General features: G+C 68.2%; 9 protein-coding genes. 4 read left to right on the forward strand and 5 right to left on the reverse strand.

Annotated elements, in window-relative coordinates:
* Positions 1 to 42: 42 nt before the first annotated feature.
* Both gltB and K4043_RS15820 read right to left on the reverse strand, forming a co-directional pair.
* Positions 43 to 4,497, reverse strand: a complete 4,455-nt coding sequence (gene gltB / locus K4043_RS15815; RefSeq protein ID WP_265309892.1) for a glutamate synthase large subunit — start codon at positions 4,495 to 4,497, stop codon at positions 43 to 45.
* Between the two features lie 171 nt (positions 4,498 to 4,668).
* Entirely contained in the window at positions 4,669 to 5,070 is a 402-nt protein-coding gene (locus tag K4043_RS15820; RefSeq protein WP_123731007.1) for an I78 family peptidase inhibitor, read from the reverse strand.
* A gap of 135 nt (positions 5,071 to 5,205) precedes the next feature.
* Between K4043_RS15820 and K4043_RS15825 the strand changes: the two genes are divergently transcribed.
* Positions 5,206 to 6,270 carry a DNA topoisomerase IB gene (locus K4043_RS15825; RefSeq protein ID WP_265309893.1) on the forward strand — a complete coding sequence of 355 codons (1,065 nt, stop codon included), beginning with the start codon at positions 5,206 to 5,208 and terminating at the stop codon, positions 6,268 to 6,270.
* Between the two features lie 9 nt (positions 6,271 to 6,279).
* On the opposite strand, the gene K4043_RS15830 is transcribed toward K4043_RS15825, so the two are convergent.
* On the reverse strand, positions 6,280 to 6,621 hold the full coding sequence (locus K4043_RS15830; protein ID WP_176990279.1) for a hypothetical protein: 342 nt from the start codon (positions 6,619 to 6,621) through the stop codon (positions 6,280 to 6,282).
* 216 nt (positions 6,622 to 6,837) lie between these two features.
* Here K4043_RS15830 and K4043_RS15835 point away from each other — a divergent pair, with 216 nt between their 5' ends.
* Positions 6,838 to 7,959, forward strand: coding sequence for an SDR family oxidoreductase (locus tag K4043_RS15835; RefSeq protein ID WP_265309894.1), 1,122 nt, complete (start codon positions 6,838 to 6,840; stop codon positions 7,957 to 7,959).
* Here K4043_RS15835 and K4043_RS15840 read toward each other — a convergent pair.
* On the reverse strand, positions 7,916 to 9,061 hold the full coding sequence (locus K4043_RS15840; RefSeq protein ID WP_265309895.1) for a serine hydrolase domain-containing protein: 1,146 nt from the start codon (positions 9,059 to 9,061) through the stop codon (positions 7,916 to 7,918). The two genes, K4043_RS15835 and K4043_RS15840, sit on opposite strands and share 44 nt — an antisense overlap.
* A gap of 220 nt (positions 9,062 to 9,281) precedes the next feature.
* Here K4043_RS15840 and K4043_RS15845 point away from each other — a divergent pair, with 220 nt between their 5' ends.
* Complete coding sequence (locus tag K4043_RS15845; RefSeq protein ID WP_019184134.1) at positions 9,282 to 9,668, forward strand: BlaI/MecI/CopY family transcriptional regulator; 387 nt, start codon at positions 9,282 to 9,284, stop codon at positions 9,666 to 9,668.
* 15 nt (positions 9,669 to 9,683) lie between these two features.
* A complete protein-coding gene (locus K4043_RS15850) occupies positions 9,684 to 11,504 on the forward strand; it encodes a M56 family metallopeptidase (RefSeq protein WP_321160152.1) in 1,821 nt (606 codons plus the stop codon).
* Between the two features lie 5 nt (positions 11,505 to 11,509).
* Here K4043_RS15850 and K4043_RS15855 read toward each other — a convergent pair whose 3' ends face one another.
* On the reverse strand, positions 11,510 to 11,845 hold the full coding sequence (locus tag K4043_RS15855; protein WP_265309896.1) for an I78 family peptidase inhibitor: 336 nt from the start codon (positions 11,843 to 11,845) through the stop codon (positions 11,510 to 11,512).
* Positions 11,846 to 11,849: the final 4 nt, after the last annotated feature.

Below are 11,849 nucleotides of genomic sequence, written 5' to 3' on the forward strand. Positions count from 1 at the left end.
TGGGAACACGAGGCGCCGGTCGTTACCGGCGCTTCTCCGCGCTTACGCAGCGCGGCGCAGTGAGTCGGTCAGCGATTCGATGCTGGCGGCCTTGGGTTTGACCAGCCAGAACTTGCCGACGTAATCGCGGAACTCATCGAGGATCTGCTGCGCCCAGATGCTGCCGGTGAGTTCGCGGTGGCGGCTGATCAGCGTATGCAGGTGCTGGCGATGGTTCTCGAAGCCCTCGGCCGAGATGCGGTGGATGTCGATCAGTTCGTGGTTGTAGCGGTCCACGAAATCACGGTCGATATCCAGCACGTAGGCCAGGCCGCCGGTGAACCCTGCGCCGAAGTTGAGCCCGACCTTGCCCAGCACCAGCACGATGCCGTCTGTCATGTATTCGCAGCAGTGATCACCGGCGCCTTCGATCACCGCCAGCGCGCCGGAGTTGCGCACGCCGAAGCGCTCGCCGGCACGCCCCGCGGCGAACAGTTCGCCACCGGTGGCGCCGTACAGGCAGGTGTTGCCGATGATCGCGGTGTTGCGCGCCTCGAAGCGCGCGCCACGCGGCGGGCGCACCACCAGCCGGCCGCCGGCCATGCCCTTGCCGACGTAGTCGTTGGCCTCGCCCTCGACCTCCAGCTGCAGGCCGCCCACGTTGAACGCGCCGAAGCTCTGCCCGGCCGTGCCACGGAAGCGCAGGGTCAGCGGTGCATCGGCCATGCCCTGGTTGCCGTGCGTGCGCGCGATCTCGCCGGACAGGCGGGTACCGATCGAGCGGTCGGTGTTGTGGATCAGGAAGCGGTGTTCGCCGCCGAGCTTGCCGGCGATCGCCGGGGCCAGCAGGCCGTCCATCTGCGTGGCCAGGCTGTCCGGCGATTCATACAGACGCTGCGCGGCGCAGTGGCTGCCGGCGTACTCGGCCGGGTTGAGCAGGCGCGACAGATCCACCTTGACGCCCGGGCGCGGGGAGACCTCCAGCTGCTGCAGCAGGTCGGTGCGGCCGACGATCTCGTCCAGCGAGCGCACGCCCAGGTAGGACAGCCAGCCACGCACTTCCTCGGCCAGCAGCCGGAAGAAATTCTCCACGCGCTCGGGCAGGCCGGTGAAGTACTGCGCGCGCAGGCGCTCGTCCTGGGTGGCCACGCCGGTGGCGCAGTTGTTGAGGTGGCAGATGCGCAGGTACTTGCAGCCCAGCACGATCATCGGCGCGGTGCCGAAGCCGAAGCTGTCCGCACCCAGCAGTGCGGCCTTGATCACATCCAGGCCGGTCTTCAGGCCGCCATCGGTCTGCAGCAGGGTGCGCCCGCGCAGGTCGTTGGCCACCAGCGCCTGGTGCGATTCGGCCACGCCCAGCTCCCACGGCACGCCCGCATAGCGGATCGAGCTGACCGGGCTGGCACCGGTGCCGCCGTCATGGCCGGACACGGTGATCAGATCGGCACCGGCCTTCACCACGCCCGCGGCGATGGTGCCGACACCGGCATGGCTGACCAGCTTCACCGAGACCAATGCGGTCGGGTTGACCTGCTTGAGGTCGTAGATCAGCTGGGCCAGATCTTCGATGGAGTAGATGTCATGGTGCGGCGGCGGCGAGATCAGGCCGATGCCCGGCTTGGCATAGCGCAGCCGCGCGATCAGTTCGTTGACCTTGTGCCCGGGCAGCTGGCCGCCTTCGCCGGGCTTGGCGCCCTGCGCGACCTTGATCTGCAGCACTTCGGCATTGACCAGGTATTCGGCGGTGACACCGAAGCGGCCCGAGGCGACCTGCTTGATCTTGCTGCGCTTCTCGGTGCCATAGCGCACCGGGTCTTCGCCGCCTTCGCCGGAGTTGCTGCGCCCGCCAAGCCGGTTCATGGCGATGGCCAGCGCTTCGTGCGCTTCGGGCGACAGCGCACCGAGGCTGATCGCCGCGGTATCGAAGCGGCGGAACAGGTCTTCGGCCGGGGCCACCTCGTCCAGCGGGGTCGGCGTAGGCGCAGCCTTGAGCTGCAGCAGGTCGCGCAGCGCCGAGACCGGGCGGCCGTGCACGGCCTCGCAGTAGCGCTGCCAGTCCGCGGCATCACCACTGCGCGCGGCGCGCTGCAGGGTCATGACCACGTCCGGGTTGTACATGTGGTACTCGCCGCCGTGCACGTACTTCAGCACGCCACCCACATCCGGCCGCAGCAGGTCGTTCCAGGCGCGCACGGTGAGTTCGCGTGCCTCGTCGTCCAGACGCGCGAAGCCGACGCCGGCCACGCGCGAGGCGGTGTCGGGGAAGCACAGGTCGACCACCTCGTCATCCAGCCCGACGATCTCGAACAGCTGCGCGCCGCGGTAACTGGCCACGGTACAGATGCCCATCTTGGAGATGATCTTGGACAGGCCCTTGTAGATGCCCTTGCGGTAGCGGCGGCCGATCTGCGACTGCTCGCCGCCCTTGCTCAGCTGCAGGATGCCGCGCCGGCCCAGATCGAACAGGGTCTGGTAGGCCAGGTACGGGTACACCGCGGTGGCACCGAAGCCGAGCAGGCAGGCCATGTGGTGCGGATCGCGCGCGGTGCCGGTTTCCAGGATCAGGTTGACGTCGCAGCGCAGCCCGGCGTTGGAGAGGTGGTGATGCACCGCACTGGTGGCCAGCAGCGCATGCACCATCGGCCGGTCGGCGACCGGGTAACGGTCGCTCAGCAGCAGCATGACGATGCCTTCGCGCGCGGCCGCTTCAGCCTCGGCGCAGATGCGCTCGATGCCGGCCTTCAGGCCTTCGTCCAGGCTGTAGGACAGATCGATCAGCCGGTTCTTGTCGGCGTACTGCTCCATCTTGATCAGCTGGCGCAGCTTGCGCTGGCTGAGCACCGGCGAGTTGAGGATGACGTGGTTCACCGTCTCCGCACCGGCATGGAAGATGTTGGTCTCCTTGCCGAGCTGGGTGGACAGCGACATGACGCAGTCTTCGCGCAGCGGATCGATCGGCGGGTTGGTGACCTGCGCGAACGCCTGGCGGAAGTAATCGTAGAGCGGCCGGCTGTGCTGGCTCAGCACCGCCATCGGGGTGTCATCGCCCATCGAACCGGTGGCTTCCTGCTCGGTCTCGGCCAGCGGGCGCAGGATCTGCTCCACTTCCTCGGTGCTGAGCTGGAACAGCTTGTGATAGCTGCGCAGGGTGCGCTCGTCGAACGGTTCTTCCACCAGCGACGGATCGATCAGCTCGGTCTGCAGGTAGGTCACACCCTGCTGCAGCCACTGCTTGTACGGCGCGCGGCCGCGGTTGATGCGGTCGATGGCGTCCGAATCGAGCAGGTCGCCACGCTTGAGGTCGATGGCCATCATCTCGCCCGGGCCGAGCTTGCCCTTGCGCACCACGCGCTCGGCCGGCACTTCCCACACACCGGCTTCGGAGGCGACCAGGAAGTGGCGGTCGGAGGTCAGCATCCAACGTGCCGGGCGCAGGCCGTTGCGGTCCAGCGTGCAGGCGGCATAGCGCCCATCGCAGGCCACGATCCCGGCCGGGCCGTCCCACGGCTCGCTGTTGAGGCCGTAGAACTCGTAGAACGCGGCCAGGTCCGGATCCTTGAACTCCAGCGACTGGGTCGCCGGCGGCACCAGGATGCGCAGCGCCTGGATCAGGTCCATGCCGGCGCTGACCATCAGCTCGAGCATGTTGTCCAGGCTCTGCGAGTCCGAGCCATGCATGGAGATCACCGGGTTGAACTCGCCGATGTCGAAGCGCGGGGTCTTCCACACCTTGCTGCGCGCCTGCGCCCAGCGGCGGTTGCCCTCGATGGTGTTGATCTCGCCGTTGTGGGCGAGCATCCGGAACGGATGCGCCAGCGGCCAGCGCGGCAGCGTGTTGGTGGAGAAGCGCTGATGGAACACGATCGCGCTGGAGGCCAGATCGTTGCGCTGCAGATCCACGTAGAAGCGGCTCAGCTTGTCCGGCAGCACCATGCCCTTGTAGCTGATCGCATTCGGGCTGAGCGTGGTGACGTAGTAATCGGCGTGCTCGCGCAGCTGCTGTTCGCTGCGGCGGCGGGCCAGGAACAGGGCCAGGGTGAAGGCGGCCTCGTCCTGCGCGGCGCCGGCGTCGACGAACACCTGCTCGATGTGCGGCAGGGTGTCGCGTGCGAGCTGGCCGCACACGCTGGGATCGGTCGGCACCACGCGCCAGCCGATCGGCTGGCAGCCGGCGTCGCGCAGCTGTTGTTCCAGCGTGTCGCGGCAGGCCTGTGCGGCAGCGGTGTCGTGCGGCAGGAACACCACGCCGGCAGCAAAGCGCGCGCCAAGTGTGAGGCCCGCCTCGGCGGCAAGCGCCTTGAGGAACACGTCGGGGCGGCGCAGCAACAGGCCGCAGCCGTCGCCGGTAACGCCGTCGGCGGCGACGCCACCGCGGTGGGTCATGCGCGAGAGTGCGGCGATAGCCGTGTCGACCAGCAGCCGTGACGGCTGGTCGTCGAGCTGGGCGACCATGCCGAAACCACAGGCATCTCGCTCATCTTGCGGGTCGTAAAGCCCTTGGCGGTTGCGGGGGGCCATCTGTGCCTCGATGCGATGTCAGGTGAGCGGCGACACTCGTCCCCGCTCAGTCCTTGCAGCGCGGGTCGAGGCACCGGATGACCCGACTAGATCACAGTTGTTGCAACGCCGCAATACACGGTTGCAGGCGCAACCAAACCCCTATGTTTCCAGTGTTTTCCCGCCCCCTGTTCAGCCGCAGCGGACGCTGGCGACCACGTTCTTGCCGTCCACTTCGATGTTCAACCGCTCACCCACGAAATCCATCGTGGTCATGTCATTCGGCTTGAGCACGCGCAAGGTGGTGGCGCCGGCATCCTGCTGGGCCTGGCTGCCGATCTGCTCGGTGTAGGGCTGGCCGACCAGGCTCTGCACCTGGGTGGCATCGCAGTTGCCGACCGGTGGCGCTTCCAGCGCCTTGCCAGCTTCATCGGTGGGCGCGGCGGCGGCTTCGGCCGCCTTCTGTGCGTTGGTGGCGACCGCTTCCTGCTCGTCCATGGGCGGGGCGCTGCACGCACCGAGGACCAGCAGGGCGGGGAACAGGGCGATCAGCCCGAAAGAGCGCCGCAGGCGGCGGGACGACAGAGGCGACATCGATACTCCTGAAAAGCGAGCCAGTAAACGTTGGAGGATATCGCCAAGCGCGGTGTGAGGTGTTTGTGTTGCGTTATTGACGCGGTGCCGCACCGGCACCGGCGACACTGCGTTCCCCTGATACGCGCCGCCTTCATGAGCCCGAGCCGCACCGCCACCCCCGAAGTCGCCGCCGCCCGCCAGGCCGGCCTGCGCTATGTCAGCGATGAACTGCCGGGCATTGCCCGCCGCAAGGCCGGCAAGGGCTTTGCCTACCGGGATGCCGATGGTGCGGCGGTCCGCGATGCTGCCACCCTGGCCCGGATCCGCGCGCTGGCGATCCCCCCGGCGTACACCGATGTGTGGATCTGCGCACTGCCCAACGGCCATCTGCAGGCCACTGGCCGGGATGCGCGCGGGCGCAAGCAGTACCGCTACCACGCTGATTGGGCGCGGGTGAGGGGCGATGGCAAGTTCGATCGCATCATTGCCTTTGGTACCGCCCTGCCCACGCTGCGCCGACGCCTGCGCCGCGATCTGAAGCTGCCCGGCTTCCCGCGCGACAAGGTGCTGGCGATCGTGGTGGCGCTGCTGGCACAGACGCTGGTGCGCGTTGGCAATGAAGTCTATGCACGTGACAACCGCTCTTACGGGCTGACCACGCTACGCAACCGACACCTCGCGCTGGTCAAGGGCGGCCGGGCGCAGATGCGCTTCCGGGGCAAGTCCGGGCAGGCGCATGAGGTGGATGTGGATGACCGCGAACTGGTCAAGCTGATCCGGGGCTGCCAGCAGCTGCCCGGCCAGGCGCTGTTCCAGTACCGCGATGACGATGGCGCGGTGCAACCGGTGGACTCGGGCATGGTCAACGACTATCTGCACGATGCGATGGGCGAGGACTTCAGCGCCAAGGACTTCCGCACCTGGGGCGGCACGCTGGAGGCGATCCGTCAGCTTGCCGCGACCGAATTGCCCGAGCCCTCCAGTGAGCGCGCGCTGGCGGCATTGCAGAAACAGGTGGTATGCGAAGTCGCCAACCTGCTGGGCAACACACCGTCGGTGTGCCGCAAGGCCTACATCGATCCTTGCGTTTTCGATGGCTGGCGGGCCGGCTCATTGAAGGCCCTCGCCGGCCTGCGCGGCGAGCGCCAGTGGGAACTGGCCACGCTGAAAGTACTCAAAGCCGCGCGGCGCACCGTCCGGCGCGCCCGCGCGGGATGAGCGCAGCGGTCAGCCGCAGTAGATCGCGGTGATGTTGTTGGTGTTGCCGGTTTCGATGGTGAGCCGTTCGCCACCGCTTTCCGCCCCGGCGCTGGACGGCACCGCACCGCTGGCGGTCGGGCCGCTTTCCTGGCGCTGGCCCCGCAGCACGATGACCTCGAGGCTGTCGCTGTCCACGCGGGCACGCTCCACGGTGGCCGCCGACGCGGCCAGCCCGGTGGCGCCACGGACCTTGTCGACATGGCACTGGCCGGAAATCACGCCGTCGATCGGCTGGACCTGCGCGACAGGGGTGCTGCTGCAGGCGGACAAAGCAAGGACGGCCACAGCCGCGGACAGGTAACGAAGCATGCGACGCACTCCATGGGAATTACGCTCAGGGTGCATCGGTGGCCGTATGCGGCGCATGAATCTCTACACGGTGTGGGCACGCTCCATTCACCGTCCCTGGCCGCCGGGTTGACCATAGTGGGGCTGCGCATTTCCACGGCGGCCGTCGCCGCGACGAACAGACGAACATGCGCCCGCGTGAGATCCACGCATCTGATCCGGCAACAGGAGTCGAACATGGCCACGGCCAAAACCCGTAAGACCACCAAGACCCCCACCTCCCGCAAGCGTCCGCGTCCGGCGGAGGCGGCTGCTGCGGCGGCCGAACCGCGCACCCGTACCCCGGTCGTCAAAACCGCGACCCGCAAGGCCGCCGCCACCGATCCGCGCGCTGCGCGCGTGGCGGCCCGCCAGCGCCGTCTGCAGGACCAGGAAAAGGCCAAGGACGCACGTGCGGCGAAAAAGGCCGCCACGTCCAAGACCAAGAAGGCCACCCAGGCCGGCACGCGTCGCCAGCCTGAGAAAATGCCGGCCGAGCAGCTGGCCAAACCCGGCAACGAACACGAGATGCAGCTGGCCCCGCGCTTCCTCGCGCCGGACTACCAGGGCAGCGGCAAACTCAAGGGCAAGCGCGCCATCATCACCGGCGCAGATTCGGGCATCGGCCGCGCGGTGGCCGTGCTGTTCGCCCGCGAAGGGGCGGATGTCGCCGTCCTGCATCTGGATGAAAAGAAGGACGCGAAGATCACCCGCGAGCACGTCGAGAAGGAAGGCGGCCGCTGCGTAGTGATCGCGGGCGACGTGCGCGACCCGGCGTTCTGCAGCAAAGCCGTCAAACAGGTCGTCAAAGCATTTGGCGGTGTCGACATCCTGGTCAACAACGCGGCCTTCCAGCTGCATTGCGACCGCTTGGAAGACCTCGAGGACGAGCACCTGCAGGAAACCCTGCAGACCAACATCGGCGGCTACATCCAGATGGCGCGCGCGGTGCTGCCACACCTGGGCGAAGGTGCCAGCATCATCAACACGGGGTCGGAAACCGGCCTGTTCGGCAGCAAGGCGCTGGTGGACTACTCGGCGACCAAAGGCGCGATTCATGCCTTCACCAAGGCGCTGGCCAGCCAGCTGCTGCCACGCGGCATCCGGGTGAATGCGGTTGCGCCGGGTCCGGTCTGGACCCCGCTCAATCCGGCCGACAAGAAGGCGCCGGATGTAGCCGAGTTCGGCCAGGACAGCGACATGGGGCGTCCGGCCCAGCCGGAAGAAGTGTCGCCGGCCTACGTCTTCCTCGCTTCCCCGATCACCGCCAGTTACATCAGTGGCGTGATCCTGCCGGTGATGGGCGGCCCGCGCGGCTGACAGACGGCGCCGGCGTGCCGGCACCATAGAACGCGGCGATCTGCGGAATGAAGGTCTGCGGATTGGCCCCGACCAGGTTGGTCAGCACCACGATGGCCAGTCCCTGGTCGGGGTACACGATGAACGCTGAGCGTGCGCCGCCCATACCGGCCACCTGGCGCTGCGGTGCACGTTGCAGCAACGCCCAGCCGGCCCCCCATGCGCCGTCGCTGCCGTCATTGAGTCGTTCCGGGGTCCACATCCGGTGGGTGCTGGCGGCGTTGACCAAGCGGTTGCCGGTCAACGCGACCAGCCACTTGGCGACGTCGTCGGCAGTGGTCAGCATGCCGCCGCCAGCCCACAGCCCGGGGGGCATGTCGTAGAACCAGTGCGAGAGCCGTGGCGGGGCGTCCGGCGCATCGGTGCGGCGCGGAAACCAGCTGTAGATGGTGGCGCTGTTGGCGATCAGATCGTAGCTGTCGCCGAACGTGGATGACGGCATCCCGGCCACATCCAACTGGCGCGTGGCCACGTACCGGTCGTACGGCATCGCGGACTGTGCGGCGATGATTCGTGCCAGCAGCACGTAGTTGGTCTGGTTGTAGGTAAAGCGCGCGCCGGGAGCAGCGTCTACCGGGCGTTGCGTCACGGCGGTCCAGGCGGCCGCCTCGGTCCCGCCGCCGAGCAGGCCCTGCGCATCCAGTATGTCAGGCAGCCCCGACGTATGCGCCAGCAACTGACGGACACGCACGCTGCGCCATGCCTCGGGCAGATCAGCCAGGTAGGTCGACATGGGTGCATCAAGATCCATCTTGCCCTCCTCGGCCAGTTGCATCATTGCCACTGCGGTAAAGGACTTCGTCGCCGAGTTGAGCGGGAACCGCGTCGTGCGCGTGGCCGGCAACTGGTTCTCGACATTGGCCAGCCCACGGCTTTCGGACAGCACCACCTTCCCGTCCTTGACCACGGCGATCTGCAGGCCGGGAATGCGCAGGGCCTCCATGGTCTGGCCGATCAGCTGCCGGGTCTGCTGGTTGGCGGTCTCCACGTTGCCGGCTCGCGCGTGCACGCCCAGAGGAAACAACAGGGCAACGATCATGATCACGCGATGGGTGGGACGCATGCGGCGGGTCCTTGGCGAAGAGGGCGCGATGCCAGGGCGGAATGCCGCAGGTCAAAGGCTTGGATGCGTGCCGGGGCGAAAAGGTTTAAGGCACAGGTTCAAGATGCACGACGTGGCCGGCGCGTCCCGCCTACCGTTCGTCGGCATGGATCCTCCGGCACTTGACGACACCTGTAGTCACTGGCACGGTGGCGACACGTGTAGTCATAGGGAGTGCGCCATGCGCGGCAAGACCATCGGGGACCAGGAACTGGCCCTGCTGCAGTACATCGCGGAACAGGACCGCCCCAGTGTCGGGGAAGTCGCCACCGGCTTCGGGGAGCCGCGCGGGCTGGCACGCTCGACCGTGCTGACCATGATGGAGCGCCTGCGCGCCAAGTCCTATCTGAGCCGCAAGCAGGTGGACGGCGTCTACCGCTACGCCACCACCAGCGGTCAGGACAGCGTGGTGCAGGGCGCCGTGGCCAGCTTCGTGGAGAAGACACTGCAGGGCTCGGTCTCGCCGTTCGTGGCGTTCATGTCGCACAAGGTGGACGTCAGCGATCAGGAACTGGCCGAGCTGGAAGCGCTGGTCGCACAGTTGCAGTCACGCAAGCGGGAGGGCTGAGTGATGGACATGATGATGAGTGAAGTGGTGATGCGGCTGGGCTGGACCAGCCTGCAGAGTGCGGTGCTGGTGGCGCTGGTGTGGGGCGTGTGCCGGCTGCTGCCGCAGCTGCCGTCCGCCACCCGTTGCCGGCTGTGGTGGCTGGTGGCCGCGCAGGCCGTGCTGGGCCTGCTCTGGAGCAGCCCGCTGGAACTGGCGGTGTTGCCGGCCCCGGCGGCAGTGACGGCACCGGCGATGGCGCTGCCCGCGTTCGACGCTGCCGTGCAGGCCGCGCCAGTCACGTACGCCGCCAATGCGGTCGAGACGGCGACGATCACAGCCTCCTGGCCCTTGCTGCTGCTGGCCGTGTGGGCTGCCGGTGTGCTGCTGATGCTGGTGCACAGCCTGCGCGGTTACCGCGCCAGCCGCGCGCTGGTGCGCAGCGCCACCGAGTGCACCGACGCCGGCCTGCAGCAGGCGCTGCAGTTGGCCGCCGAAGCGCATGGCCTGCGGCGCTCACCGCAGCTGAAGCTCTCCGCGCAGATCCGGTCGCCGCAGTTGATCGGCCCGTGGCGGCCGGTGCTGCTGCTGCCGGCCCGCGAGCTGCCGATGATGTCGGCGGACGATCTGGACATGGCGCTGACCCACGAACTGATCCATCTGCAGCGCCGTGACCTGTGGTGGGGGTTGCTGCCAGCGCTGTCGCAGCATCTGTTCTTCTTCCATCCGCTGGTCCACGTGGCGGCCCGCGAATATGCGTTGGCGCGCGAAGAGGCCTGCGATGGTGCGGTGGTGGCCGGGCATGATCACTGCCGCCATGACTACGGTCGCCTGCTGGTGCAGTTGGGTGTGGCGCCTCGTCCCGCCGTCGGCGTGGCCAGCGCCTCGCCGAACCTGCGCAGCCTCAAGCGTCGCCTGCTGACGCTGCAGCAGACCCGCAGCGTGCCGCGTGTGGCCTCGTTGGCGATCACCGCGCTGTTCGTGGTGATTGGCGTTGCGCCGTTGCGTCTGGTGGCTGCGCCGCCGCCGCCGGCCGCACCCCAGGCACCGGTCGCGCCGACCGCGCCCACCCCACCCACGCCACCGGCCTCGCTACCCGAGCCGCTGCCGGCGCCACCGCCGGTATCCGCCCCGCAGCCCCCTGCTGCACCGCGCGCACCGGCACCGCCCGAGGCCCTGGATGACGACGTGAGCTTTGTGACCCACGGTCAACTCAACATCACGCGTCAACCCGCGCAGGCCTTCGTGCTGATCGGCGGCGAGAGCAATTTCGTCGATGCCTCCGTCGCCGATCTCAAACAGGCCCGACGCGACGCCGGCAACAACCAACCGGCGCTGTGGGTGCGCCGCGGCCAGGACCGCTATCTGATCCGCGATCCCGCCGTGCTCAAGGCGCTGGGACACGCCCAGACGGAAGTGGCCGCGCTGGGAACCGCGCAGGCCGAACTGGGCAACCGCCAAGCGGCGATCGGTCAACAGATCGCGGCGGCATCGTTGCAGATCACGGCCGATGCAATGGCCGCGGTGGATGTCAGCGCGGTGGTCAACAGCGCGATCCGCGATGCCGGTCTGGATGCCGCTGTCGAGGCTGACCGGGCGGCCCGCCAGGGGGCTCGCCAGTCACGTGCAGCGGCGTCGGCTGCCAGCCAGGCCGCACGCGAAGCACGTACCGCCTCAGCCAGGGCGGTGGATGCCCGGCAGATCGCGCTGGTGGCGCGTGAGCAGGCCGAACTGGGCAAGGAACAGGCGCGTCTGGCACAGCAGCAGAGTGTGGCCTCGGCGCGTGCCGTGCGCGACGTGCGCACCGCGATCGATCAGGCCCTGGCCAGCGGCAAGGCACAGCGCGTGCGCAACTGATCAACTCACCCGCAGTTGGCGCGCACGATCCTGTTCTGCGCGTCCACTTCGATGCTGAGGCGGTCTTCGCGGTAATCCATGGTCATCGCCATGCCCGGCTTGAGCACGCGGGCATTGCGGGCACCGCTGTCCTTCACCGCCTTCTGGATCACCGCCTCGGTGGCGGTCTGCCCGGTCAGGCCGGTGAGTTTTTCTGGGTCGCACTGACCGCCACTGCCAGCCACCGCGGGTGGGGCGGTCGAGGTCGGGCTGTCAGGCGGCGTCGAGGCGGTCTTGGCCGGCGGACTGCAGGCGGCCAGCGGCAGGGCGCAGCCCAGGGCGAACAGAAGGTTCAGACGCATGTGG

The organism is Stenotrophomonas sp. SRS1, from assembly GCF_026130205.1.
In the GTDB taxonomy this organism is placed as follows: domain Bacteria; phylum Pseudomonadota; class Gammaproteobacteria; order Xanthomonadales; family Xanthomonadaceae; genus Stenotrophomonas; species Stenotrophomonas rhizophila_B.